A 26247-nucleotide genomic window follows, 5' to 3' on the forward strand; every position below is an offset into this window, starting at 1 on the left:
AGCGGCATTCATTCGCGACGAGAGGGGCAAGGCCATGGCACATGAAGCGATCTCGGACGGCTTCTTCCGCGACATCGTCGAGGAACACGCCCCCGTCCGCCTGCTGGGGACCGGCTTCACCTTCACCGAGGGGCCGCTGTGGCATCCGGTGAACGGCAACCTCATCTTCTCCGACATGCCCGCCGATACCCGCCGCCAGTGGACGCCGGGGCAGGGCGTTGCCGTTATCCAGAAGCCGACCAACAAGGCCAACGGGATGACCTACGACGCCGAGCTGAACCTTCTGGTCTGCGAGCATTCCACCTCTTCCGTCGCGCGCATCGCGCCCGACGGGACCCGCACCGTCCTCTGCTCGCATTATCAGGGGCGCGAGCTGAACAGCCCCAACGACATCGTCGTCGGCAATGACGGCGCGATCTGGTTCACCGACCCGACCTATGGCCGCCGGGAGCATTTCGGCGTGCCGCGCCCGCTGCAGCTCGGCTTTCAGGGCGTCTATCGCCTCGCGCCAGGACATGTTCCGGGGGACGAGCCCGAACTGGTCGTGGACCGCTATCTGTTCAGCCAGCCCAACGGCCTCACCTTTTCGCCCTGCCAGCGCTGGATGTGGGTGAACGACACCGAGCAGGCCAATATCCGCCTGTTCGACGTGACGGCGAAGGGGCTGGAGAATGGCCGGCTCTTCGCCGGCGGCATCCAGGACCGGCTGAAGCCCGGCCTGCCCGACGGGATGAAGGCGGACAAGGACGGCAACATCTACGTCACCGCCCCCGGCGGCGTCTGGGTCTACTCGTTCCATGGCGAACTGATCGGCAAGATCAACTGCCCCGAGATGGTCGCGAACCTGCACTGGGGCGGCGACGATTGGTCGACGCTGTTCCTGTGCGCGACCTCGTCGCTTTATTCGGTCCAGACCCTGACCCGTGGCCGCGATGAACCCTTCATGTATCCGCGCACCACGCCGCGGCGTGCCACGCCGGCCCCGACACCATCCCCCGCGCCGTCGTCCGCGCGGGTGGCTGCTCCGGCGCTGAACCTTCGTCCGCGGCTCGATGCCCGGATCGACCCGGCGCGTACCGCCCTGATCCTGCAGGACCTGCAGAACGACGTGATCATCGACGGCGGCGCCTTCGCGGCTTCCGGCGCGCCCGACCATGCCCGTGCCCAGAACGCCGTCGCCAACGCCGCGCGGCTGGCCGAGGTGGCGCGCCGGCGCGGCATCATGGTGCTGCATGTCTGGATGCTGATCGAGCCGGGCGCGCCCTATCTCGCGCAGCATGCCGAACTGATGAAGGGTCTGAAGCGCGAGAATGCCCTGGTGCGCGGCACCTGGGGCGCAGCGCCGGTCGATGGTCTCGCCCCGCAGGCCGGTGATCTGGTGGTCGAGAAGATGAGCATGAGCGCCTGGGAGACGTCGCGGCTGGAAGCCTATCTGCGCCATGGCGGCCGCGACACGATCATCAATTGCGGCGCCTGGACCAACATGAGCGTCGAGCACACCGCCCGCACCGGGGCAGACAAGGGCTTCCACATGATCGTGCCGCAGGATGCCTGTTCGACCATGAATGCCGACTGGCACCAGGCCTCGATCAACTACGCCATGCAGAACGTCGCTACAGTGACGACGACCCAAGGCGTCATTGACGCACTGGGGTAGAACGGCGCGGATACGGCTGTCCGATCCGCGTCTCATCCGCCGGGACCGAAGGTCTCGAAGTGGATTCGGCCGGGATCGACGCCGCCGGCTTCGAGGCCCGCATGAATGTCCGCGAGAAAGCGCTCGGGACCGCAGAGCATGTAGTCGGCATCCGCACCTGCATGGAGGGCGATGAGGTCCGCGGCCGTGATCCGCCCCGCTTTGTCGAAGTGAACGCCCGGCGCGTCCGCGGCCTCCGGGGCGCTGTAATAGACAAGCCGCTCGATGGGCGCGCTCGTCGCGGCCAGCGCGTCGATTTCGGCAGCAAAGGCGTGGCTGCGCCGGTTTCGGGCGCCGTGGACGAACCGGATCGGCCGGCCCGATCGGCGTTCCACGGCGGCATGCAGCATCGAGAGCATCGGCGTCACACCGACCCCGGCGCTGACCAGCACCAGCGGGCTGTTGCCGGGCGGAGCCTGGAAGGCACCCGCCGGCGGCCCCGTCATGATCGTGTCGCCCACAGCGACCTGATCGTGGAGGAAGCGCGAGGCGATCCCCCGGTCCTCCCGCTTGACGCTGATGCGGTGATGATCGGCCGCTGGGCTGCCGGACAGCGAATAGCTGCGCCGCACCGGGCCCGCCTGTCCGGGAACCCTCAGTGCGACCGGCAGATGCATGCCCGGCTGGAACGGCGCCCGCGGCCCGCCGTCCCTCGGGGCGAGATGAAACGAGGTGATGGCATCGCTTTCGACGACCCTGTCGATCACCGTCATTCCCAGCGTCTCGACGCCGTCCCGGCGCCAGCGCAGCGACAGGGCACCTTGACGCTCCACCACGCGATCGATCGCGACGCGGATCATGCGCTGCGCCTGCGGATCGTCGCTGCCGGCCGCATCCCACTCGATCTGCGCCCGCCCGGCGATATGCAAAAGGCTGCCGGTCTCGAAGGCCACGAACAGCAGCCCGACCCGCGGATCGCGGATGAGATTGCCGATCGTGTTGAAGAAATTGTTGCCCGGATAGTCCGGGATCTGCAGGGAGCCGTCCGTCGCGACCTGCACGAAACCCGGCTCGCCGCCGCGATGCGAGGCATCGAAGCCGCCTGCCGTGCGGCGTTTGTCGGCCCCGACGCCCGAGCCGATGAAGAGCGTATCCGCCGCCGCGATCCAGGCCGCGTGGGATGGCTGCAGCCGGTCGAAGTGTCGGGCGGGAGGGGCCTGGCGGGCGTCGACCCGGTGCCATTCCCGCGCGTGGATATATTGCGGGCAATTGCCGAAGCTCTGGTGGACCTCGACGACATAGCCCGTCCCGTCGGGGTGGATGAACCCGTTCAGGCGGTTGCGCCGGCGACTGGCCAGCGCGATGCCGAGCATGCCGATCTCGCTGCCGGAGGCGAGGGTGGCGGCCAGCGGGTCCGCCCGGTCGAGGGTGGCCGCCAGCCGCAACTGGCGCGGGTTCGGCGAGGTGGCAAAGCCTTCCGGCCCCTCCATGATCGACACCCAGGGCTGGCCGGTTTCGTCGCCGCCCGCAATGACAAGGAACGGCAGCGAGGCGAAGAAGGCCCGATGCTGCTCGGGCATCCGGTCGCGGATGAAGCCAGCGGCCGCGGCCGCGACGTCACCGACGCCGGCCCGGCGCTGCGCTTCCAGTTCGCCTGCGTGGAAGGTGGGGAACGCCATCGGGCTCCTCCTGGGGTTTGCAGCGGATCGTGTACGGGCGGCCTGCCTGTCGGTGTCAGGCGAGCGCCGGCGACCGGGCCATGCCGATGAAGTCCGGGAGCGCCTCGATCCGGGCGAGCCAGGCGCGAATCTGGGGGTAGGGCGCGAGGCTGACGCCGCCCTCCGGCGCATGGGCGATGTAGCTGTAGCCCGCCACGTCGGCGAGGGTCGGGCGATCGGCGGCCAGCCAGTCGCGGCCGTCGAGATGGTTTTCCATCACGGCGAAGAGCGCATGCGCCCGCGCTTTCGCCAAATCGTGGTCGAGCCTGGCGCCGAAGAGGGTCACCAATCGCGCCGCGCAGGGGCCGGAGGCGATCTCGCCGGCGGCAATGGACAGCCAGCGCTGAACCTCCGCCGCCTCGACCGGCGTACGGCCGCCCCACGCCGGGCCGTCGCCGTAGCGCAAGGCGAGATAGGTGATGATGGCGTTCGAATCCGCCAGCGTGACGCCATTGTCCTCGATCGCCGGCACCTGTCCGAGCGGGCTGAGCGCCAGGAAATCCGGCTGCTTGTGGGCGCCATTGGCCATGTCGAGGTCGACCGTCACATAGGGCCGCCCGAGGAAGCGGAGCATCAGCTCCACCCTGTGGCAATGGCCGGATTTCGGGTTGCGATAGAGGGTCACCGGTCGGGTGGCGGAAGAGCTGTCCTGGCGCATGGATCGCGTTCCTTCGGAAGGGCGTGGCTTGCGTCTCGCCGACAAGCTAGCGATGCTCGTCTTCCGCAAGAATAGGCGAAGTCTGCAGCGCACTGTTGCAGTTCTCGAAGCAATGGAGCCCGGGGTGGATCGGCTGCAGTCTCTCCGGATGTTCGTTGCCGTCGCCGAGGCGGAGAGCTTTGCCGGTGGTGCCCGGACCCTGGGCCTGAGCAGCCCGTCGGCCACGCGGGGCGTCAACGCCCTAGAGACGAGGCTCGGCGCCCGGCTGTTCACCCGCACGACGCGCAAGGTTCGGCTGACGGATGTGGGGCGGCGATATCTGGGGGAGGTGCGGGAAATCCTCGCCCATCTGCAGGCCGCCGACGAGGCTGCGTCCGGCGCAGCCGGCAAGCCGGTCGGGCAACTTCGCATCACCTGTCCGCAGGAGTTCGGGCGGATCTACATCGCGCCGTTGCTGACCGGGTTCCTGGACGCCTTTCCGGGGATGAGCGCCGAGGTGCTGATGCTCGACCGGGTCGTGAATCTGGTCGAGGAAGGGATCGATGTCGCCCTGCGGATCGGTCCCCTGGCGTCCTCCGATCTCGCCGCGGTGCGGATCGGCCAGGTCCGCCGGGTGGTCTGCGGGGCGCCGGCCTATTTTGCCGAGCACGGAATTCCGCAGGACCCGGCCGATCTGGCGCGCCACCGCCTCGTCGCGACCATGCCCGATGGTCCGGCCCGGGCGTGGCGGTTCGGCCCGAACGGAACCCGGATCGTCAGGGTGGAGCCGCGCCTGACGGTCAGCAGCGTGGCCGCCTCGATCGCCATCGTGCGCAGCGGCTGGGGCCTGTGCCGGGTGCTGTCCTACCAGATCGGGCCCGATCTGGAGGGCGGAACCCTGCAGACGGTGCTCGCCGATCACGAGCCCGAACCGCTGCCGATCCATCTCGTCCACGTCGAGGGCCGCCGGGCCGCCGCAAAGGTCCGCGCCTTCGTCGACTTCGCCGCCGACCGCCTGCGTCAGGTCGCGGTGCTGAGATGATTCAGGCCGTCGCCCAACCGCATCTGCTCGCATGGAGAGAAAGCGAGGCGGGCTGATCCGCCTCCGTGAGTGACACGCCGATCAGACCCAGCCTGCGAACGCGGAACTGCCGGGCCGCCCCACTCGAAATGAGGCAAATGCTGCGGACGACTGCCGCGTCAGTCCGTGCGAGCCGTCAGAGCCACTCCCGCGCCTGCTCTTCGGTCGGGAAGGTCGGATGCGCCGGGGCAGCCACTTCGCCGGCCTGAACGTCATGAATGGTATCCTGCCCCCAAAACATGGGCGTCCAGATGCCGTCGGGCTTCCTGATCTCGAATCTGTAGATCGCGCGCTCGCCGTTCTCGGCGATCAGCGTGTCGTTCCGCGTCTGCTCGACTTCGTGTTCTGCCATGGTCATCTCCGCGTTGCGTCGGAGGTTATATGAGTCTGCGACAGCGACGAGGCCAGCCGCGTCGAGACGACTGGCACCGCAATGTTGATCGCCACCGCCGCCGCTCTGCGCGGACCATCGCGCCGGATCCGGGATCCCCGCGCGGTTCGCCAGCCGATCGGAACAATGCGGAACAGGAGGAATTTCGCTGCAGAAGGAGGACGAGATGGCGAAGTTTTCCGAAGGCGACCATGTCAGCTGGAATTCCGAAGCCGGTCATGTGACCGGGAGGATCCTCAGGGTTCACCATGCCGATTTCGACTACAAGGGCCACCGTCGCCGTGCGTCGAAAGATGACGCCCAATACGAGATCGAGAGCGACAAGACCGACCACATCGCGGCGCATAGGGAGAGTGCGCTGACGAAGGTGGATTGATGGTCGCGCAGTTCACGACCATCGGTCATTCGAACCGCAAGCTCGAGGAGACCATCCGGATGCTGCGGGAGGCCCGGATCGGCCTCCTCGTGGACGTTCGCTCCTTCCCACGCTCCCGCAGCAATCCGGTCTACAATATCGACAACTTCGCGGATGAGCTCGGACGGGTTCAGATCGGCTATCTGCACGCGCCCGACCTTGGCGGTCGACGTCGCAAACAATCCGGCGTCGATAAATGCTGCAATGCCATGTGGCGCCTCCAGAGCTTCCACAATTACGCGGACTACGCCCTCGGCGAAGCATTCGCGTCTGCGTTCGAGGACCTTGTGAGCCGTGGTCGTGATCAGCGGATCGCCATGATGTGCTCGGAGGCGGTCTGGTGGCGCTGCCACCGCCGGATCATCACGGACTATCTCCTGCTCAACGGACACTCTGTCGATCACCTGATGGCCCCCGGCCGCATCGACCCCGCCACCCCCACGCCGGGAGCGGAGAAGACGGGAGACGGAAGAATCGTCTATCCGGCCCAGGTACCTCAGGATCAGCGATGAATCCCGTCACGGAACCCCGATCCGATCGGCCGGGCCATGCGCGAGAACACCCCACCGGTGACGTCTTGCTCTCCGAGGCGTACCCGCGCGCCCTCTCTGAGCAGGTCGAGGCGAACGACGCGACGATCCGCATCGTCGGCGAGGCGGCGATACTCGAGCAGGTGATGTTCGGGACGGCGAGCCGTGCAGAAAGCAAAGCCGCTGGCGCTTCGATGTTCGCAGATCTGTACGGAAGTGGTGCACCCGACAGGATTCGAACCTGTGACCTCTGCCTTCGGAGGGCAGCGCTCTATCCAGCTGAGCTACGGGTGCCCGGGTCGCGGGCGGGATCCGGTGAACGGATCGGCATGACCGAAATCTCCCTAACCGATCCGGGGGCGCACGGCAAGAAGCGATGATCGTTGGGATGCGGAGCTTGCGCTCCTCTCCGAAGGCGGAGGTCACAGGTTCGAATCCTGTCGGGTGTATCGTCGTCGGGGTTGGCGCTCTGCGGCGTGGCGGTCGCGAGCCGATGAGAAACGGTGCAGGAGAAGGGTGCCGAGGGTGTGGCTTGCGCTGGCGCGTGTATCAAGCGACGGCGGTCCGGTAGACAAGCAGCATCTGCGCTGCAGCGTGCTGCACCTTACCGAGACGTCCACGGGGAGCCGGGATGGTGGTAGGCGGAACCCGGTATTGCGTTCGCGCATATTGGTGCGAAGAGAAGTGGCGTAGCAGGAGGGCGAGATCGCTCATGGTCGTCAGCACCCGGAGGCAAGATGAATAGTCAGACCGAACCGATCGAACTTCTCATCGACCGGCTGCACCGTGCCTCAGGCCTTGACTACGAGACTCTTGCGCCGTTGCGGACCCTGCCGGTGTCGATCAAGGAATTCAGCAAGAATGAGACGATCGCGCATGAGGGCGAACGCCTTGATCAGTGCATGCTGCTTCTGGATGGTTTCCTTGTCCGAAGCTTAGATACGCGGGAGGGAGACCGACAGATCCTGTCATTCTACGTTCCCGGCGATATTCCGGATCTGCTGACGCTTGAGTTGCCAACGATGGACCATAGCGTCGCCTGCATATCGGACGCAAAGGTGGCTGTCATACCCCATGCGCCTCTTCGCGAAATCTGCGACCGCAGTTCAGCGATTACGTTCGCGTTGTGGCGAGAAACTTTGATCGATGGAGCGATCACGCGGCGTTGGGTTCGGAACCTGGGACGATTGCAGGCTCGTGAGCGAATAGCCCACGTTCTATGCGAACTCTACATCCGGCTGGACGCGGTGGGGCTAGCAAGCCAACCTATCCATCTGCCTGTCACGCAGTCGGATTTTGCGGACGCGATGGGGCTTACCGCAGTCTCCATCAATCGAGCCTTCAAGGAGTTACGGGAAGAGGGCGTTGTCACGGTTTCCAGACGCGAATTGGTGATCCACAATTGGCCGCGTCTCCAGCACATTGCTCAGTTCGATCCGCTCTACCTGCATCTCCCTTCCACAGCCGGATCGTAGCCAGCAAAGAAAGAGATCTTGCGGCGTGCGGAGCGAAAACCACCTCTGCAACGTCTACCGACCATCATCGACCAGTCTGGAACCGCCGATGCCGGTCTACTTTTTCGATATTCAGGATGGGGACGAATTCATCGAGGATGAGGTCGGGTTGGAGTGTGAAACATACGCGACCGTGCGCAAGGCCGCGATAGCAGCACTTCCCGACATGGCTCAAGCGGTCATGCCCGACAGTGACCATCATGCCATTACAGTTACCGTCCGTGATGAAGCGGGCAGTAGGATATTCACTGCGTCGTTGACGCTGAACGCTCAATGGTCGGATTCCAACTGAAGCGCGGCCCTTCCTGCTGCTTTTCGTCTATGCACCGGAATACCCGCGGCCCTCTCGAAGCTCCCTTCGAAAGGCGGTTCGGTTTCGGCTGTGTCGACGTGCTTCGTGCAGGAGCAGGCGGCAAGATCAGCATGAAAATGCTGGACAAATTCGATAATCGCGTCCTTTTGCAAGGGTAGCCGACAAAGCGCCGTCGAATAGAGCAGAACATCATGCAACCGCACCACGATCTCGTGTTCGTTCTCCTGTCCTCGGTGGTGGCGGTTCTGGGATCATGGACAGCGCTGGATCTTTTTCGTCGTGTGAGAACCCACCTTGGACAGGCAAGGCGGGTCTGGCTGGCAATCGCGGCTCTCGCCATGGGGCTCAGCATCTGGTCCATGCACTTCGTTGCCATGCTTGGCTTCGATCCGGGCTCGGCCGTGCGATACGATCCGCTGCTGACCTTCGTCTCGCTGGTCCTGGCCATCGGCGCCACAGGCGGAGCATTCTTCTTTGTGGCACGGGAACGTGCTGGGCCTAGGCATGTCTACGCCGCAGGCATCGCGATGGGCATCGGCATCTGCTTGATGCACTATGTCGGCATGGCAGCGCTCCGTAGCGCGATATCGCTGGGCTATGACGCGAGCTTGGTGATCCTCTCGCTAGTCATCGCCATCGCAGCTTCTACCGCTGCTCTTTTTGCAGCGGATCGAGAAAGGGCGTTCAGTTGGCGCATGATCGCGGCCTTCACGCTCGGCGCTGCGATCGTCGGAATGCACTATACAGCCATGGCCGCTTTAGAGCTTATCCCGACTGACGAAGTGCGTATGGAGCCCTCCGGCGCGCCACCTTACATGCTAGCCGTATCGGTTGCGGGCGGGACGCTGGTGATCCTGCTGCTTGCACTATTGGCTTCCCTCTACGATCAACGCGGCAATGTATTATCGGCCCTGGAAGCGGGCGGTGTCGGCTATTGGGAATTGGATCTCCGCTCTCAAACTCTGCATATCTCACCGAGAGGGAAAGAGATCTTCGGGCTGACGCGCGATGCCGGCTTCACACACGAGCAGTTCCTCGCCCGCCTGTCGCCGGAGGAGCGCGCAAAACGTGACCAGGCATTTGCAAGTGCTGTGCTTACGGGATCAGAATACGACGTCGAATATCGCTTGGCCGATGAGGCTCGATGGGTGAACCTGAGAGGGCGCGCCGTTGCTGACGGACGAGGGCGACCTCGCCGTATGATCGGTGTTGTGCTCGATGTCACGGAGCGACACATGGCCTTCGCTGCAGTCTCCGAGAGCGAGCGGCGCCAACGTCTGATGATCAACGAATTAAACCATCGCGTGAAGAACACGTTGGCGACCATCCAATCGATCGCATCTCAAACTGCCAGACGCGCCCAAACGCCTGAGGACTTCCGCAAGAGCTTCGAGGGGCGCCTCGTTGCCTTGTCCGAAACGCATAATGCGCTGACCCGAGGTGGATGGGAGGCTGCTTGCCTGCGCGAGCTCTTCGAGCATGAACTCAGACCGTATTCCACGGAGCAGATACGTCTCGATGGTCCTGTATTCCCCCTTAATCCTCGTGAGGCTCTAGCACTCGGGATGGTCATCCACGAACTCGCCACCAATGCCGCAAAATACGGCGCGCTCTCCGTGCCTGCCGGCTGTGTTCGTGTCTCGTGGGAGGTTGAGCCAACAGACGGTGACGCCCGCCCGTTGACCTTGTCGATCGCATGGACGGAACTTGGAGGCCCCACTGTTGCAGTCCCAGCGCGCAAGGGATTCGGGTCGCGGCTACTTCATCTCAGCATTGAGAAGGAATTGGGTGGGAAGGTCGAGCTCCGGTATGACCCAGAGGGCTACGCGTGCTCTTTGACCATTCCTCTTGCTCAGATGGCCAAAACAGAGTTCGAGGTGCCCAACTTTGCTTCTTGAGCCAAGCCAGCGCCTGTCCGCCGCATCAGCACGCTGTTTGCTGGCGGCTCTGCTCGCCGTGGAGTAGGTGCCGCATGGAGCGGTAGGCAAGAGGAGCGCGGGAAGGTCGGCACCCCAATATCAGCGACTAATGCGCTGGATGACTACGGGCACGTTTGATCCGTTCAACATAGCCGATTGAGTGTGGCTGAAGGCACGGAAGGACAGAGGCCGGAGGCGAGGCAGCTCCATCCAGCGTATGCCGCATTTCGAGTGCGGTGCATTCGACCACTCTGCCACCTCTCCGGCCGTTGCCCCGTCGGTCGGGACCATCTTGTTCGAAGATATCGCGCCGGATGTGGACGACGGATGTCCGGACGATGCGGTCTCAAGTCAACCGAGGCATTGGTCATTGCGAGCGCGCAGGTCTCTTATCAAAGTCGGGTGCGGAGATCGCGAATGCGTGACGACGGCATGTTGGTTGAAGAGAAATGGGCCGCCGGTTGAACCGACAGCCCATCACGGTGCCTGCACCAGGATGTTTACTGCTGGCCGACAGTGATACGCATCTCGTTCTCGAGGCTCGGATACTGCTCAGGATCGAACTCGTCCAACGCGTCGATCTGGCCTTCCGAAACGCCCGGCGCGATCATTCCGCGGTCAGTGGCGACAAGCGAAGACAGCGGAATAGCTACCTGCTTCTCCCCCAGCCCAAGGAAGCCGCCCGAACCGATGACTGCATAGAGACGGCCATTCCCTTCCACGATCTGCTCGATATCACCGAGGGTGTCGCCGTCGGCACTGATGACATCGTAATCCGTCAGTTCCTGAACGGTCAGCTCGCGCTGGCTCGTCGATGACGGATTGATGGCCATGGTCGCGTTGTCGGTATCAGACACAGCTGACGGCTGATCGCCGGCCACGGGCGCGGCACTTTGCTGATTTTCAGGCGTCGTGGTCAGCTCACCGCCGGCTGCGGGGCTCGTCGGCTGCTGTTGAGTTGCTGCTGGATCAGTGGCCTCGGTCCTGCGCTCCTGAGCGGGGTCAGCGGCGTTGGCACCCTCCGAGCCGTCCATCGGCGAGCCATCTGCGTTCTGATAGATGATCTTTGGCTCGCCCTTCTCCTGATTGACGGTCACCTTGGCGTCTTCGCTCTGATAACTGATCTTCGGGCGCTGGTCAGACTGGCGGACCTGCACGTTCGCGTTCGCTTGGTCGACGGTCACGTTGGCCTGTTCGGAATCCTTCGCCGTCTCAACTGCGGCATTGCCTGCCTCGCCGACAGAGACCTTCGGCTCGCCTTGGCTGACCGAAACTTCCGGCTGCGCCATGTCGACGTTGACGTTCGGCTCCGGCATGCGGACGGTGATGGTTGGCTGGGGAATGTCGACAGTGATTGTCGGCGCCGGCTGGTTCACCGTGATCGTCGGCTGCGGCTGGGAGACGGTCACGTTCGGGTCGGCCTGGTTCACCTTAACATCTGGCTCGGGAACGTCGACCTTGACCGCCGGCGCGTCCGGCTGGACAACCACATCGGCTTCTACTTCGGCATCGACGTTCGCTGCCGGGGCCGCTGCCTCCGCATTTGCGGGTTTCTCGACGTTATCAGTCTGGGCGAAGGCGGCACCGCTCAGTGCGGAACCAGCCAATAGGGTAGCGATAAAGATTTCGCGCATTTCGTAGTCACCTTCTGGTCAGATGGAAGCTGATGACCAAACGAAGTCATAGGCGAACTGTTCCCCCGAAAGACCGCCCGGCTGCGATGACCGAGCGAATCGCAGCTATATGCCCTGGGAGACGATCGACTGTGCACGCGTAGAAGAAGCGACGAGTTCAGACCATGGCGACATAACTGGCCGAAAACTCTTTGGACCCGGACCTGCATAAACCCTGAAGGTCGATTGCTAACCGGCGCCGGTTTGGCCCTGGCGTTTGAGATCGGGGCTTGATCCGAAGTCGTCGCAAAGTTCCAACGAAAACCCGCGGCGGCTCAGCCGACTTCTGAACTGCGGCTGAACGGCACATTCAGGTCGAACTCAAAGTCAAAGGGCTAAAATCCCAGCGAAGGTTGATGCGCCCCATGGTCGCCAACGTGGACCTAGACTTCCAAGAAGCAGGCGGCATCCAAAGAAACCAGCAGCGGCGTCACGTCTTTCCGCTGCTGCCGCTGGACCGGGAGTCTGCGGGGGGCGGTCACCTTCTAGGTTTGTTCAGTCGAGGCTTATGCCAGGGCATCCGTAGCGTAAGGAACGAAACCAAGGTTGGACGGCAATATGAGGAGAATGCTTCAGATCCCGGCTCTTCTACTGATGCTGGCGTTTATGCTCGCACCGGTCTCCGCGACTGACATCCCGATTGCTGCTCCCGCCGAGGGCGCCGGCAGCAACGCTATGTTCGTTCCGTCGGACCTGATCGGCAAGCCATTGTCCACGGATAATGGCGTGAGGGTTGGAACGGTGTCGAAGGTGGTTGCGCTGGCCGTTGGACACTTCCTGATCGTTGCCGAGCTCAATGACGAAGGTGGCGGCGGGCAAAGAACAGTGCAGATCTCCAGCAAAGCTGCCTCATTCACCGAGAATGGGGTGCGGCTGGAAACGACGGCAGACGCATTCTGGAAGTCTCTCCCGCCGCAGAAGCTGAATCCTCGGGATCCTCCGGGCGGTCGCAATGACTGATACAAAGGCGGACTGTGGCGATCGCGCAGGGATGCGGTAGTCCGCCGAATATCGCTACTTGGGAACCCCCGGGGGACGGCTTCATGGATCTTTCTCTGGTCTTGATCGCGGTCGGCGCATTCCTACTCGGCGGCGCGGTCAAGGGTATCGTCGGGCTGGGCCCGCCGACCGTTGTGCTGGCCCTGCTCGGCACGGCGCTTGGTCTGCGTGAAGCGGTGTTTCTGCTTGTGGCGCCGGCGTTCCTGACCAATGTCTGGCAAGCAGCCACTGGCGGCTTTTTGGCGGAGCTGCTCAGGCGGCTGTGGCCGATGTTGCTGGCGACTGTGCCCGGAATATTCCTGGGGACAACGGTGCTCTTGCGCGCCGAGCAAGGCACCCTCGACATCCTGCTCGGGACGGCGCTCAGTGGCTTCGCTGTGCTCGGGCTTGCCGGTGCTAGCTTTGCGGCGCCGGGTGGTCACGAGCGAGTTCTTGGACCTGCGATCGGCTCATGACGGGCCTGACAGCTGGCGCAACTGGCACGCTGGTGCTTCCGGTCGTGCCCTATCTGAATGCCCTGGGGCTCCAGCGCGACGCACTTGTCCAGGCGATGGGACTGTCGTTCGCCCTGTCCAGCTTTACGATTGGAGCGATCCTGTCCGCTCAGAATGCTGCGGCGATCGAAGGGATTCTTACGTCGGTTCTGCTAGTCGTGCCGGCGCTGGCCGGGATGGCCGCTGGGCAACGCCTCCGACAACGGATACCGCCAGCGCGCTTCAGGGTATGGCTGTTCCTCAGCCTTCTCATTCTGGGAGTAAACCTCGTCTGGCGCGGGATGGCAGCGATGTTCTAACCCATAATCGATCCAAGGCCCCGTGGCAGCGTCCGCGGGGCATCGTGTCAGTCGGGTCAAGCCGCGTGGCCCAGTTCGGATTGCGGCGATGAGCCTCCCTAGATAACGGCTCGCCGAGCGCTTACGCCCCCGTCGATGGTCAGCACCACGCCGCTGACATATCCGGCGCGAGGACTAGCAAGAAAAGCGATCGCGTTTGCCATATCCGCATCAACTGCCGCCTTGCCGCCGGGCAGGTGTGCCATCGCTTCCTCCCACCGTTCGGCGTCACCGAACTCTTCGACCGCGTAACGGCGCATGAACATCAGGCCGCGCTCGTTGACCATATCGCCCGGGTTGATACCAACCACGCGCACACCATCGTCAAGGCTTACCCCTCCCATAGCGCGGGTCAGCGTGATGAGAGCTGAATTGGCCACTATACCTGGCAAATGGTTTGACGGAGGCTGATCGCCTGCTGTGCCACAAACGTTGACGATCACTCCGCTGCCACGTTCAACCATCTGAGCATAGATGAGCCGTGTGAGGTTGATGTAGCCATAAACTTTCAGGTCCCACCCGCTGCGCCAAGTGTCTTCGTCGACCGTTCTTATCGTTCCGCCAGGGATTGCCCCAGCATTGTTTACAAGGATGTCAATGTCCGCACAGCTCGAGGCCAGCCTGCTGATCTCCTCCGAGCGAGAAAGATCGACAGAATAAACAGACACATCAACTCCGCAGCCGGACCTGATGGCGGATCGAGCTTGTTCGAGAGTATGGGGATCTCGCGCGGCCAGATGCAACGAGACGCCTTCCGCAGCGAGCACTTTCGCCGTTTCCAAACCAATCCCTTTTGAGCCGCCTGTAATCAGCGCCGTCTTGCCTGCTAGGTCCAGATCCATGCTTGCCTCGATTACATAATCACGAAGTGCAATTGGCATATACGTCCGATTTCGCCAGTGTCTGACAACAGCTTCGTCGGCGGCTCGGTCTCCGTGCTTGGCGTCTCGAGAGACCTGCAGAAGCCACTCGGCGACAGTTCGCCGGTGCAGACGGTGGGTTGAGCCCACACGGGGGCACTTCTTCACCGATGCTCCCACATGCTGCTCTATCCGCCGCGCTCAAATGAGCCGTGTGCCGCATTCCCGAGTGTGGTGCATTCGATCACTCTGCCACCTCTCCGGCCGCCGTCCCGTGTCGGGACCATCCTGTTCGAAGGTGTCGCGCCGGGCGGGGAGGTTGGGGAGCCCGGACGATGCGGCTTCAAATCAATCAAGCATTGGTCCTTGCGAGCGCGCCGGTCTCTCTTATCAAAGCCGCATTCGTATCGGGGAGACTTCAGCGCGTGCCGGCAACGTGACGGCATTTCACGCCGGCCAGCGAACGCGCTTCATCGGCAGGAGCTGTTCCGTTTTCATGTCGAGCTTGTCGTAGTTCTCGACCAGCGACTCGACGAGTTCGTCGATCGTCATCAGCGCCAGCGGGATGTTGGCGCGCTCGGCCTCGTAATTGGCTTCCTTGGTGAAGCTGCCGGTTGAACGCAGAGGGCTTCGTCGTGCGGGTGGCGACCGCCGAGGAAGCTGCGGATCTTCCGCGATCCCGATGCTCCGTCAGGAAGATGGGAGCATGAAAGGACGAGTCGGGAGGTTCTTCGACGTCCCAAGCTTGTTAGCGATACGCCGCAGGTTTGAAGACACACGACAAAAATCCGTGCTACGATCATGACGCTGCGGTAAGCCGACCCTGACTGCAGCGGGGCCCGATGGTTAAATCCCCAGATTTCATAGCTGTCGGGCCACCACCACCCCTAATGCAGTTCCGCTCCCACATTGTGGGTCAGGATCATCCTATGGAGGCGAATGCAACTATCTGATATGCCTGAATGTCGTGACCCCCCACGGTGTCAAGGGCGGAGAGTCGGCGCACCGGAGCATGCATCCTTCCTACCGAGGGGCAAGCCCGAGTGTGGTTGACGGCCCGAAGGCTCTAGACTGATCGTCCGCGCGGACTCTGCAAATCCTTAAAACCTTCTCATGGGGACGATGCTCCCGGGCTTCCAAATCTCAACGTAGGTTTCGCGCAAGATCGGCGACGTATTATGTAGCATTAGGTTGAGGAAGCCGTCGCCACGAAGCGAGTTCTACATCCGATCCGTCCACATTTGTCACCATAGCTCCCTGAATGGATGTAGATAACCGGACGTAGCCTCTGACCGCTCGAAGGAGGAATGCGCAATGGCCAAGGTGCTCGTGGTGACTTCGGGAAAGGGCGGGGTTGGCAAGACCACCTCTACGGCAGCGCTCGGTGCAGCCCTCGCCAAAAACGGGCAGAAAGTCGTGGTCGTTGACTTCGATGTCGGTCTGCGGAACTTGGATCTGGTGATGGGCGCCGAGCGGCGCGTTGTCTACGATTTCATCAACGTCGTGCAGGGCGACGCCAATCTCAGCCAAGCACTGATCCGCGACAAGCGCGTAGACACGCTGTCGCTGCTGCCTGCCTCGCAAACACGAGACAAAGACCACCTGTCTCCCGACGGCGTTGAGCGCGTGATTGGTCAGTTGCGCGAGATGTTTGATTGGATCGTCTGCGATAGCCCTGCCGGGATTGAACGCGGCGCCACCCTGGCAATGCGCCATGCGGACGTGGCTGTCGTCGTGACAAATCCAGAGGTGTCGTCAGTGCGCGACTCCGACCGGATCATTGGGCTTCTCGATTCCAAGACAAAGAAGGCGGAAGAGGGGGGGCAGGTCGAGAAGCATCTGCTTCTTACGCGCTACGACCCCGCCAGAGCCGCCCGCGGCGAAATGCTGAAGGTCGAGGATGTCTTGGAAATCTTGGCCCTGCCTCTTCTCGGTATTATCCCGGAAAGCCAAGAGGTGCTGCGGGCATCAAACACGGGCACGCCGGTGACTTTGAGCAATGCGACGAGCGCGCCTGCGCGGGCCTATTGCGACGCCGCCAGGCGGCTCTGCGGCGAGAGTATCCCGATCATGATGACAAGCGAGTCCAAAGGGTTCTTCGGCAAGTTCTTCGCCAGGAGAGCGGCATGAACTTGCTGGCACTCTTCAGACCCCGCGACAGCTCGGCGTCCCAGGCGCGCGCCAGACTGAGATACCTTCTGTCGGACGAGCCCATTGGCGGGCCTTGCACGAGTTCGGCTCAACAGGCCCGCGAACGCCTTCAGCTTCTGCTTTCGCATGAGCGTGAGACGACGAACCCATCCGATCTCGTTGCCCTACTGCGGGAAGAGATCCTAGCTGTGATCGCCAAACACTGCTCGGTCGACCGGGAGCAGATGCGGGTCAAGGTTGATCGCGGCGCCTCGGTCTCCATGCTTGGCGTCTCGATGGACCTGCCGAAGTCGCTCGGAAGTCGTTCGCCGGTGCAGACGGTCACCTGAGCCGACGCGCGCTCTCTTTCACCGATGTTCCAACAGGCTCCTTGACGCACCGCGTTCGAATGAGCCGTATGCCGCATTTCGAGTGCGGTGCATTCGACCACTCTGCCACCTCTCCGGCCGTTGCCCCGTGGGTCGGCGGCATCGTGTCTTCGGAGGCTGGACCGGTGCGGCCGAGGCCGCCCGCATCCGCCGCCGAACTGTCAAGGCATGGTCGGCGCCTTCCAGCGCGCCGCAGACGTGGCGCGTCAAGCTCGCCTGGCTACAGAGCTGCATCACGGAGAACCAGCTTCGCCTCCGTCGGCGCATACTCGTAACGATGCAGATGACCGCCCTGCAGATGCTCGACTGCCTCTCGGATGACCGTGAGCGGAACGATGAACCATTCCCGAGGACGGATCGGGTTTCCGAAGCGATCGGAGATCTTCAGGTCGAGGGCTCCCGGCGCAAAGAAGCGATGGAGGAGGTTTTCGAGCGCCGTCCGGTTGATGTCGATCAGCCGAAACGTCGCTACGATCTCGACCGGGGCCATGAGAAAAGTCGGGTCGAACTCGGCCCTGGCGACGCGCTTGTCGACAGATCCGCCGGTCACGCCGATCTTGTGCAGAACATCCCGCATCTCCGCAATCCTCGGATCGCCGGAAAGGCTGCGGAGCACATAGATTGTGCCGGTCTCCGTGCCTTCGAGCTCGGCTTCAGCGTGGAACAAGGGCCCGGCATCGGGTTCGATGATCCGTCGGCCGGCCGGGTCCTGCGTCAACGCCTTTTGAAGCGAACGCGCCAGAAGGTTGTTCTCAGTGCCGTTGTCGTAGACGACCCTCAGGCGCCGGTCGCGATTGCCGGAATCGTTGAGGAACTCCTCGCCCGCCTCGGCGACATAGGCCAGCAGCCCCTCAACAATAAACAACCGCCCCTGTTCGATCTCCGACCTTCGCTCGAACCGGCGAGACTGCCGAGTGCCCCTCTCCAGGTCTTGCTTCACGGCCTGGAACAGTGGCGCAAACGTCTCGAAATCGGCGCAGGGCTGGCGGACCGCAATCTCCTCAGCTGCCCGCCTTTCCGCGGGAGAGCGCACATGCCGGAGCTCGGTTAAATCTGAGCCGACCACCCCTCCTACACCTAGGGTCGCTAGGATAATGTCGTCGTCGAGTTCCGACAGCAACGTCGGTTGGTCGTCCGCTGCTTCCTTAAGCAAGCCCTCAAGGTCGAGATCGCGCAGCAGCGCCACGCAGTCCGCCTGGCTCCGCAGCCGATCGAGCCGCACGGCATAGATCCGCTCGAAGATATCCCGATCCGCACCATGCTCAGGCACGCGTCCATGCTCCTCGACGAACTTTTGAATGTCCTCAAAGCCGGCTATGATGCGGACATCGCGGGCGCCTAGTTCAGTCTTCGTCTTCCGGATTGGCTCGACGCCGAGCTCCTCGAGAATTTCAAGATCGCTCAGCTCAGCCATTCTCTGCCGCTCTCATTTGCAGGAAGGCGACCCCTTCGGCCATCTTCTTCTCATATGGGTCCGGGGAGGTAAGAGACGGCAAGCGACCGCGCTCCTTCTTGAACTGGATCGCGCGCTTTGCCAACTCGCGGGCCTCTTCATAGGTCAGCTTGATCTGTTTCCTCGCGATGATCTCCTGAATCTGCCCAAAGACCTCAGTGTCCATGGACTTGGAGATGATGGCACGCGACGTCTGAAATGGGTTTATCCGATCAATCAGATCGATCTGCAGATCCTTCACCTGCAGCACGAACTTGCGCACGCCGTCGATGAAGGAGGTATTGGTTCGCACCTCAGCGCCGGCTTCGTGGGCTGCTGTTTGCTGCTTAGCCTGCTGCGTGATGGTGAGGGCGGCAATGGCATGCTGGCGCACGGCCTCGCGGTCTTCCTCGGCGAGCTCGGGGAAACGATCAGCGATGATCCGACCCATTCGCACCTGCGTCAGCTCCTCGGCCGGCATCTCATCGTCGAAAAGCCCCCGCTCGACTGTCTGGCGGTCCTGAACGAAAGCAGCGAGCACCTCGTTGATGTCCTGCTCACAGATTCGCCTGGCCTCGGTGCTCTTCGGCTCGACCAGCCCGCCGATCTCCAGATGAAAGTGGCCGGACGCCTCATTGAAGCCGATATTCGTGCCACCGGCCTGATATCCGCCCTCGCCGTAGTCAAAGCCAACCTTATCGCCGGCATTTTTGATCGTGAAGGTGAAGCGCGGCGCCAGCACCTGCTCCATCAAGAGGCTCGCCGCGATCGCCTTCAGCGTGTCGTTGACCGCCTCGTTGACCGCTTCGTCCGAGCCGTCGGGCTCGGCGATCAAATTGGTGAAGCGCGTCGACGTCTTGCCCGGCGCGTCACGCGTCGCCCGACCAATGATCTGCACGATCTCGGTCAGCGATGAGCGATAGCCAACGGTCAGCGCGTGCTCGCACCAGATCCAGTCGAAGCCTTCCTTAGCCATGCCGAGCGCGATGATGATGTCGACGTAGTCGCGGTCGTCCGCGTGGGCCGGATTCTTCAGTGCGCTGATCACCCGGTCGCGCCGCGCGCCGTCGTCGTCCACCAGATCGGCGACCTTCAGCATTCGGCCATCTGGCCGCTCAACGAGCTGGAAGCCGGTCTCAGGGTCCGTCCCCTTCCAACTGCCGAGCGCCTGCATGATGTCCTCGGCTTCCTTGATCTTGTCGCCCAGGCTTTCGCGCGCGTTTACGCTTGGAATGTGGACGATCGTCTTCTTGACTGGATCCAAGACCTCGCGGATAGCCCCCATGTAAGGGCCAGAATAGAAGTAATAGCCGATGTCGAGCGACTTCAAATAGTCGTAGCCGTTGAGCTGCTCGTAATAGGTATAGACGGCGGTTTCGAAGCGCGCCTCGTCCTCCGGCATCAGCACGGCCACGGCATCGCCGCGGAAATAGGAGCCGGTCATTGCGACGATGTGCACTCGGTCGCGCTCCATGAAGGCGCGCAGATGGCTGCCGAGTTTATTGTCGGGATTGGCGCTGACGTGGTGGAACTCGTCGACAGCGATCAGCCGATCGTCGAAGGCCTCCACCCCGAGTTCATCCACCGCAAAGCGGAAGGTCGCATGGGTGCAGACGAGAATATTGTCGCTCGATGCCAGGAACGCCTTTACCGAGGCGATTTTGCCCCTGGCCGCGCGCGCATCGTCGGCGCCGGGTGCGTTGCAGAGGTTCCATTGCGGCGCAACCCGCCAGTCCGCCCAGAAACCATATTTCGACAGCGGCGTGTCGCGGAAGGAAGCGCCGATGGAGCGCTCAGGCACGACGATCAACGCCTGCTTCCGGCCCTGGTTTTCCAGCTTGTCGAGGGCGACGAACATCAGAGCGCGCGACTTGCCTGAAGCCGGTGGCGACTTGATCAGCAAATACTGCTCGCCGCGTTTCTGATAGGCGCGCTCCTGCATGGCGCGCATACCGAGCTCGTTGGATTTCTTCGACGCCCCGGTTGCCGCATAACGGGTGGAGACCGACGGCGCCGGTCGCACGCGATGGGTCGTCACACTGCCCCCCGGCTGCTTCAATTTTGCGCCTGAAAACCAACCCTCAGTGGCTTCGGGAATGTCGCTGGTGTCGATCGCCTCGTCAGCGATCGCAGCGATCGCCGCCAAGCGCTCAGGTGAGATGGACATTGAACATCTTCCTTTCGCCTCGGGTCGCTTTTCGCGCCGTGATGATCCTGATCTTTCCATGTCTGTCCGTGTGCACCACGCACACCACAATAGTGCCGCCGAGCAGGCCGTAACTGCGCTCGCGGACCTCATTGATGTGGTCCGGATCGGTCCGCGTCACAACAGGCCCGTCGAAGATGGTCGCCGCTTCCTCGAAGCGGATGCCATGCTTCTTCAGATTGCTCGCGTTCTTCGCCTCGTCCCACTCGAACTGGTCAGCCACGACGCGCGCCTTGGGCACCCATGAGCTCCAAAGCGTGGACCGCCCCTGACCGTCGATCGTCCTTCCCCTGCTCCCTCATGCCGACTTGCGGTCCCCGTCCGTCATCGTCGTCATCTTGGTATACATGTCGAACAGCTTTTCCAGCCGCTCGGTGTCGTTCCTGAAGCGGCGGCCAATATAGATGCGCTCCACAGTCTCATCGTTGCGATCGTGGGCGGCGCGCAGGTCGGCGGGCATGGCTTCCGGGTCGTAGAGATCGGCGATGGTGGCGGGAAAATGCGCCTCTCGGGTGAGCAGGATGTCCTCGGCGCAGCGGGTCAAATCCGACTTGTTCTGCTCGGTAAGTCGAGGGACAGGAAAGGTGTTCCATCCAAGCGTGTTCGAGTAAGAAAAGTCGGTTCTCATTCGCACACATACCGTAGAGATCCAGACTAAATGAATACGTGACGCTATAAGTGAGAGGTTCATCAGTTCTGAGTCATATAATGCGAAGCATTTGTTAGAAATGACGGTATCGTATCCAAGAAGATCGACAGGAAGGTATTCCCTTCTCTCTGAAGACACGACCGGAACAACTAGCATATGATTTTTTGGGTAGTTCATCTCGCGGAATTGATGCGGTCTTGCGAGCATTCCATTCTTAACACAGTCGGCTGACTCAGCTCGGTCTTTTCTTCCGCGCTCCATACGATTGGCAATGTCTCTAATCGATAACTCCTTATCAGTGGGCTCGGTCTCAAACCAGAGCGTGCCTCTCGGAGCGCCGCTAATAGTTTCGGCGGACCCGTAAAACTTTCGAAGCCGTGTTGCTGATAATCCTGCCCGCCGAAATGGAGTTATTTCTTCAACAGGAAATAGCAAGTGATGGGACTTTGCGTAATAATTTCCTTTTGTCATACGTTCTCGTCCAAAAAGTGGGACTCTAGACTCAACAACGTAAATATCCTTCATCGGCAGAAGGTATGCATTAATATTATCTACGTTCCGTCGTTCATCGCCCGAATATAGCCACCGCTCAGATCGAAAATCGGTCACCCCCACGCATACTACTGTGACGCCAGCCTCGTTAGACGCTAGATTAGTCCACTTGAAAGACTGAACTCCGAACGTAATGCGCATTCCTTTCTGCCTTAATGGCTTCCAAAAATTTCCAACGTGCTGACCTTGCACTAACGTATTTGTCGAAACGAAAGCAAAACCGGACTTGCATGTCTTTGAATACTGGTAAGAGAGGAATATCCATCCGGTAACGTAATCGAAAAGTCCCCACTTGTCTAATACTCCATCAAACAGCCATTTCAGATCTTCCTTTTCAGAAGCTGCTTTTTTAGCGCTACCGCGGTATGGTGGGTTTCCGCAAATATACGTCTCCCAATCGTCCCCGGCGTCCTCCAGGTTTAGTCGTCCGGTCGGTCCGCCCAAATCCTCTTCGGCAACCGACGTCTTGGTCGGCGGACAGACATCTCCCCAATTGATTCGAAGCGCATTGTGACAGACGATTCGGCCGGTTGCATGCAGCGGTAGGACCAGCGCTCGCGCTTCAGTTTGGCCGATGAAGCGCACGTCACACTGGAACTCGGCGATCAGCAGCGATAGCCGGGCGATCTCCGCCGCGAAATTCTTGATCTCGATGCCAAAGAACTGTGTGAGTGCAATGATCGAGCGCTCCGGGATCTCGCCCCGGCGGCGCACGATCTCGTCCTCGATCTCGCGCATGCGGATATATGCGATGACTAGGAAGTTGCCGGAACCGCAGGCGGGGTCAAATACACGGATGCGCGACAGCCGCCTGCGCAGATTGCCGAGCATTCGCTTATTGGTGCCAGCTTTTTCCAGCTGCTCTCTGAGATCGTCAAGAAACAGCGGGTCGAGCACCTTCTGGATGTTCGGCACCGAGGTGTAATGCATACCGAGTTCGCCGCGCTCGTCGTCGTCGGCAACGGCCTGTATCATTGAGCCGAAAATGTCTGGGTTGATCGCCTTCCAGTCGAGCTCGCCGGCCCGTATCAGATAGGCGCGGGATGTGCGTGAAAAGACCGGGCAGCCGATCTCGTCCTTAAACAGGCCGCCGTTGACGAAGGGAAAGACGTCGGCATAGGGGCGCACGCCTTTCCGTTCGCCCTTGCGCGCGTCGAGGTTCATTGCCCGAAAGGATTCAGCGATCACTTCGGCGGTGTTCGAGCCGTCCGCTTCGCTCATCTGCTGGATGGTGGCGGTGAACAGCCTATCGCCGCTAAAAATGCCAGTGTCCTCAGCGAAGAAGCAGAATATCAGCCTCGCCATGAAGCGATTGAGATCGCTGCGCTTGTCCGCAAAACCCCAGTCCGCATTGTCCTTCAGAAGTTGAAGATACAGCCGGTTGAGCCGCCCCGTCGCCTTGATGTCGATCGGGTTGTTCTTGACCTCGCGCACCGTTGAGATGCCGGCGAGCGGCAGGAAGAAGCCGAACTGGTTGGCGAGATCGGCGAAGGGGAAGGAACGGACTTCGCCCGAGCTGATTTCCTCGGCTTCGATCTGGAAGCCGTCCGTCGACAGCACGAACTTCGCCTTCTGTCGCTCGGTCTGCGGACTGGCCCGAAGGGCGGCGACCGTCTCGACGGTCCGCCCAGGCTCTGCGACGGCGATATGGATGTTGCTGCGTTGAAGCACGCCTCCCACGTCAGACCGGTTCGATGCCCCGGTCCTCAGCTTCTTGATTGTCGTTTCCTTGTTGCCGAAGGCCTGGAGGAAGGCAAAGGGAAACTCGTCCGCATTGAACGGTGCTTCCGCCAGCTGCGATGCCGCTTCCTCGATCTCGACTGCGTTCATGATTCCCACTTCCAAATATGCCCGTATAACAGCGAATGATTCTGCGGGCATTGACCCAGACGATCGCTATCGCGCTTCACTGTGGACGTGTAGCGCCTACGGGAATAGCTTTGTCAGGAACTCCGTGCAGTCGCTTTTCCATATCGCCGTCGATGGCTCGTTCTCCGAGATGCGAGCCCATCCCTACGATAACGAGGATCACATCCAGCGTCTCCTCGCCGACTATCCGAACATCCTAGGCGGTGACGCCTATACCGGAGCGATGCCGCGCCGCTGGGCTTTGATCAGCCGAGAGATGCCAGTTCCAGATCCGGAGTCGTCGGATCGCCGCTGGTCGTTGGATCACCTCTATGTCGATCAGGACGCGATCCCGACGCTGGTCGAGGTGAAGCGCGGCCGCGACACCAGGAGCCGACACGAGGTCGTCGGCCAGATGTTCGACTACGCCGCCAATGGCCCCGCCCTCTGGTCACTCGAGGATCTGCGGTCTTCCTTTGCACTGACGCATCGCGGCATCAGCGAGGATCCGGCAGAGGCTCTTACGCACCTCCTTGGCGATGACATCGACGTCGCCACCTTCTGGGAGCGCGTCGAGAGCGATATGCGAGACGGCCGGATACGGATGATCTTCCTGGTCGATGAGATGCCGCCGGAGCTCCTTCGCATTGTGGAGTTCCTCGCTCGCCAACTGAAGGACGCGGAGGTCTACGCGGTCGAGGTTCGCCAGCATATCGGATCGACAGGCAGCGTCTTGGCTACACGGGTGCTCGGCCAGACGCAGAACGTCGGCGCCAAGGTCGCGCGGAACCGGGACGTCGAAGAGGTCACAGAGGGCGAATGGTTCAATAGGTTTCGGCAGGCCCATGGCGATGTCGCTTGGCAGCTAGCTCAACGGGTCGCCGGCTGGGCTGGAGATCGTGACCTGAAGAGCTTCACTACCACCGCGCAGACACCATCACTCGGCTTTTCGGTTCTCCAGCAGGGCAGGGATCGCTATCCGCTGTTCATCACCGGTAATGGAAAGATCTACACGTCGCTGAGCTATCTAGCCGGATCGCCGACCTTCGAATCTGACAATGCTCGTGAACAGGTGGCCAATGAGTTTCGATCGACCGGCACCCCTTTCAGCCTGACATCCCTGATGGGCGACATTCGAATTCCGATACTGTCGCTTCAGGATGAGGGCAAACTGGACGCCTGGCTCGATGTCGTCGGCCGCGTTGTCGACCGAATGGGCACAGGGTAACGATCGAACAATCAGAAAGCGGCTAAAGGTGCGGCCCGCACTGCTCTCAAGGCGCATGCTATTACCTGCCAAACCATGGTTCACACGCGATTCCGTCATCGTCGCGGTCCAGATGGCGAGCATAACCCGGCTGCCCTCGCCTTAGCGGCGCCTTCCCTGCGGCGCGCACAGCGTCGCAGTTCCGATACCCGAAGATAGGCTTCGTCGTGATCCTGGACCCTGTGCCTGTTCGGTCCGGAGCGACATACATGGCTGCGCTGCCAACGCCGACGATTGCAACGATCTTGAACAGCAGGACCGACAGGTCCCGCAGCCACCGTGATCGCTGGCCACGTCGCGGGACGCGTTCAAATCGACGCCGCAACCGGGCGGCACTGTCGAGACGTTCGTGTCGCTTCCACGGGCTGACTGTGGACATGGCGCACACCTCCGGCGGCGAGTATCCGCCGCTCGTCTGAGCGATCCGCTAATCAAATCATGACAATTGTCGGCGGGTGCGGGATGGGATGGGCCGCCAAGACTCAGGGAGTCTCAGTGGCGCGCTCCATGGCCTCTTGATGTGGTTAGGTAGCAGCCGGCACGGAACGCTCGCTGGCGACCCCCTTATGCCGATCGGCACAGTCCGCCAGCCTACCTCTCTCCGTCAGATCCTATCAAGGGCGGCGACCGAACGATCTTCACCATCCTCATCGCCGGCGTCAGTCGCGCTCAGCCATCCGTGTCGCGGTGTCGGGCTGATGGAGATATCCAGTCTGTCGCTCGACCTCTCGCATCACAGCGTTCCAGCGGCGTGCGTCGTCCTGCGCATCGACTACCTCCGCCAAGCGGCGTTTGTCGCGGGCGGCAACCCATGCGCCTTGCGGCCCGTGCATGGTGACGAGGACCGTAGCCTCCCGTCGGATCTCCTTCGACGGACGGAACCGAGCGAGCAGCGCCGTCAGCATGCCCGTCAACCGCATTGGACTACGTCCACCTGGATCGTCTGCTGCCTTACCAGAGCGCACCGACGGCGTCGGAATTCGTGGGAGCGCTTCAATCTCTCCAAATGGATCAGATCGCTTGGACTGCGTTCAAGCAATGACCGTCGGACTGTGAACTTCATTCGTCCCTCCCGATCGCCAAGATCCCACGCTCGGCGCCCATACGATTTCTCCCAATCGTATTCCGTGCAGCAATGCCGGCTCTGCGCAAGATGTCCGAGTAGAGCTTCATCTACATGAAGAGCCCGGAGGCACACATCGCCGAAGCTGGGCATTGATTGGAACGCGTCGCCGTGACTCAGGAAGGATCGCTGG

Annotated in this window: 24 protein-coding genes and 1 tRNA gene; 13 read left to right on the forward strand and 12 right to left on the reverse strand. The window is 61.8% G+C overall.

The features are described 5' to 3' along the window. Nucleotides 1–34: 34 nt before the first annotated feature. Nucleotides 35–1657, forward strand: a complete 1623-nt coding sequence (locus J3367_RS06135) for an isochorismatase family protein (protein ID WP_024350878.1) — start codon at nt 35–37, stop codon at nt 1655–1657. Between the two features lie 32 nt (nt 1658–1689). On the opposite strand, the gene J3367_RS06140 is transcribed toward J3367_RS06135, so the two are convergent. Together J3367_RS06140 and J3367_RS06145 are read right to left on the reverse strand one after the other, a co-directional pair. Beyond that, nucleotides 1690–3315, reverse strand: coding sequence for a pyridoxamine 5'-phosphate oxidase family protein (locus J3367_RS06140; RefSeq protein ID WP_024350877.1), 1626 nt, complete (start codon nt 3313–3315; stop codon nt 1690–1692). Nucleotides 3316–3370: 55 nt separating this feature from the next. Further along, entirely contained in the window at nt 3371–4012 is a 642-nt protein-coding gene (locus J3367_RS06145) for a glutathione S-transferase (RefSeq protein ID WP_024350876.1), read from the reverse strand. Between the two features lie 124 nt (nt 4013–4136). Here J3367_RS06145 and J3367_RS06150 point away from each other — a divergent pair, with 124 nt between their 5' ends. Then, a complete protein-coding gene (locus tag J3367_RS06150) occupies nt 4137–5033 on the forward strand; it encodes a LysR family transcriptional regulator (RefSeq protein WP_024350875.1) in 897 nt (298 codons plus the stop codon). A 175-nt stretch (nt 5034–5208) separates the two neighbouring features. Here J3367_RS06150 and J3367_RS06155 read toward each other — a convergent pair whose 3' ends face one another. Further along, nucleotides 5209–5424, reverse strand: a complete 216-nt coding sequence (locus J3367_RS06155; RefSeq protein ID WP_024350874.1) for a hypothetical protein — start codon at nt 5422–5424, stop codon at nt 5209–5211. 205 nt (nt 5425–5629) lie between these two features. Between J3367_RS06155 and J3367_RS06160 the strand changes: the two genes are divergently transcribed. Both J3367_RS06160 and J3367_RS06165 read left to right on the forward strand, forming a co-directional pair. Further along, nucleotides 5630–5839 (forward strand): DUF2945 domain-containing protein, encoded by a 210-nt coding sequence (locus J3367_RS06160; protein ID WP_024350873.1) that lies wholly within the window; start codon nt 5630–5632, stop codon nt 5837–5839. Beyond that, entirely contained in the window at nt 5839–6390 is a 552-nt protein-coding gene (locus tag J3367_RS06165; protein ID WP_024350872.1) for a DUF488 family protein, read from the forward strand. The genes J3367_RS06160 and J3367_RS06165 overlap by 1 nt, the downstream gene beginning before the upstream one ends. A 235-nt stretch (nt 6391–6625) precedes the next feature. Here J3367_RS06165 and J3367_RS06170 read toward each other — a convergent pair. Beyond that, nucleotides 6626–6702: transfer RNA gene (locus J3367_RS06170), tRNA-Arg, on the reverse strand. A 443-nt stretch (nt 6703–7145) separates the two neighbouring features. Between J3367_RS06170 and J3367_RS06175 the strand changes: the two genes are divergently transcribed. The 3 genes from J3367_RS06175 to J3367_RS06185 all read left to right on the forward strand — a co-directional run bounded on the left by J3367_RS06175 (nt 7146) and on the right by J3367_RS06185 (nt 10133). Beyond that, on the forward strand, nt 7146–7883 hold the full coding sequence (locus tag J3367_RS06175) for a Crp/Fnr family transcriptional regulator (RefSeq protein ID WP_421460468.1): 738 nt from the start codon (nt 7146–7148) through the stop codon (nt 7881–7883). A gap of 88 nt (nt 7884–7971) precedes the next feature. Then, the gene (locus J3367_RS06180) at nt 7972–8214 is read left to right on the forward strand and encodes a DUF6894 family protein (protein WP_421460471.1); all 243 of its coding nucleotides are present in this window, start codon (nt 7972–7974) and stop codon (nt 8212–8214) included. A 212-nt stretch (nt 8215–8426) separates the two neighbouring features. After that, complete coding sequence (locus tag J3367_RS06185) at nt 8427–10133, forward strand: MHYT domain-containing protein (protein ID WP_421460474.1); 1707 nt, start codon at nt 8427–8429, stop codon at nt 10131–10133. A gap of 521 nt (nt 10134–10654) precedes the next feature. Here the strand turns inward: J3367_RS06185 and J3367_RS06190 are convergent. Then, complete coding sequence (locus tag J3367_RS06190) at nt 10655–11788, reverse strand: PRC-barrel domain-containing protein (protein ID WP_421460477.1); 1134 nt, start codon at nt 11786–11788, stop codon at nt 10655–10657. A gap of 606 nt (nt 11789–12394) precedes the next feature. Here J3367_RS06190 and J3367_RS06195 point away from each other — a divergent pair. The 3 genes from J3367_RS06195 to J3367_RS06205 all read left to right on the forward strand — a co-directional run bounded on the left by J3367_RS06195 (nt 12395) and on the right by J3367_RS06205 (nt 13619). After that, nucleotides 12395–12787 carry a PRC-barrel domain-containing protein gene (locus J3367_RS06195; protein WP_421460479.1) on the forward strand — a complete coding sequence of 131 codons (393 nt, stop codon included), beginning with the start codon at nt 12395–12397 and terminating at the stop codon, nt 12785–12787. 83 nt (nt 12788–12870) lie between these two features. Further along, on the forward strand, nt 12871–13281 hold the full coding sequence (locus J3367_RS06200; protein WP_421460481.1) for a hypothetical protein: 411 nt from the start codon (nt 12871–12873) through the stop codon (nt 13279–13281). Continuing rightward, entirely contained in the window at nt 13278–13619 is a 342-nt protein-coding gene (locus tag J3367_RS06205) for a TSUP family transporter (RefSeq protein WP_421460482.1), read from the forward strand. Before J3367_RS06200 ends, J3367_RS06205 begins: the two co-directional genes overlap by 4 nt. A 98-nt stretch (nt 13620–13717) precedes the next feature. Here the strand turns inward: J3367_RS06205 and J3367_RS06210 are convergent, their stop codons facing one another. Then, on the reverse strand, nt 13718–14500 hold the full coding sequence (locus J3367_RS06210) for a short-chain dehydrogenase/reductase (protein WP_421460484.1): 783 nt from the start codon (nt 14498–14500) through the stop codon (nt 13718–13720). 1332 nt (nt 14501–15832) lie between these two features. Here J3367_RS06210 and minD point away from each other — a divergent pair. Further along, complete coding sequence (minD, locus tag J3367_RS06215; protein ID WP_421460487.1) at nt 15833–16648, forward strand: septum site-determining protein MinD; 816 nt, start codon at nt 15833–15835, stop codon at nt 16646–16648. Nucleotides 16649–16716: 68 nt separating this feature from the next. Further along, nucleotides 16717–16998 (forward strand): cell division topological specificity factor MinE, encoded by a 282-nt coding sequence (gene minE / locus J3367_RS06220; RefSeq protein WP_421460816.1) that lies wholly within the window; start codon nt 16717–16719, stop codon nt 16996–16998. Nucleotides 16999–17257: 259 nt separating this feature from the next. Here the strand turns inward: minE and J3367_RS06225 are convergent, their stop codons facing one another. The 4 genes from J3367_RS06225 to J3367_RS06240 all read right to left on the reverse strand — a co-directional run bounded on the left by J3367_RS06225 (nt 17258) and on the right by J3367_RS06240 (nt 23706). Further along, a complete protein-coding gene (locus J3367_RS06225) occupies nt 17258–18451 on the reverse strand; it encodes a GIY-YIG nuclease family protein (protein ID WP_421460489.1) in 1194 nt (397 codons plus the stop codon). After that, nucleotides 18444–20636 carry a DEAD/DEAH box helicase gene (locus tag J3367_RS06230; protein ID WP_421460491.1) on the reverse strand — a complete coding sequence of 731 codons (2193 nt, stop codon included), beginning with the start codon at nt 20634–20636 and terminating at the stop codon, nt 18444–18446. Before J3367_RS06230 ends, J3367_RS06225 begins: the two co-directional genes overlap by 8 nt. Then, nucleotides 20620–20898 (reverse strand): BrnT family toxin, encoded by a 279-nt coding sequence (locus tag J3367_RS06235; RefSeq protein WP_421460494.1) that lies wholly within the window; start codon nt 20896–20898, stop codon nt 20620–20622. The genes J3367_RS06230 and J3367_RS06235 overlap by 17 nt, the downstream gene beginning before the upstream one ends. 75 nt (nt 20899–20973) lie before the next feature. Beyond that, a complete protein-coding gene (locus J3367_RS06240; RefSeq protein WP_421460497.1) occupies nt 20974–23706 on the reverse strand; it encodes a class I SAM-dependent DNA methyltransferase in 2733 nt (910 codons plus the stop codon). A gap of 124 nt (nt 23707–23830) precedes the next feature. Between J3367_RS06240 and J3367_RS06245 the strand changes: the two genes are divergently transcribed. Further along, the gene (locus J3367_RS06245) at nt 23831–24952 is read left to right on the forward strand and encodes a hypothetical protein (RefSeq protein WP_421460499.1); all 1122 of its coding nucleotides are present in this window, start codon (nt 23831–23833) and stop codon (nt 24950–24952) included. A 61-nt stretch (nt 24953–25013) separates the two neighbouring features. Here J3367_RS06245 and J3367_RS06250 read toward each other — a convergent pair whose 3' ends face one another. Continuing rightward, nucleotides 25014–25370, reverse strand: a complete 357-nt coding sequence (locus J3367_RS06250; protein ID WP_421460500.1) for an excalibur calcium-binding domain-containing protein — start codon at nt 25368–25370, stop codon at nt 25014–25016. Nucleotides 25371–25650: 280 nt separating this feature from the next. Further along, nucleotides 25651–25896, reverse strand: coding sequence for a hypothetical protein (locus J3367_RS06255; protein WP_421460502.1), 246 nt, complete (start codon nt 25894–25896; stop codon nt 25651–25653). Between the last annotated feature and the right edge of the window lie 351 nt (nt 25897–26247).

The sequence above is a fragment of the Aurantimonas sp. NFXS3 genome, from assembly GCF_049132005.1.
In the GTDB taxonomy this organism is placed as follows: domain Bacteria; phylum Pseudomonadota; class Alphaproteobacteria; order Rhizobiales; family Rhizobiaceae; genus Aurantimonas; species Aurantimonas coralicida.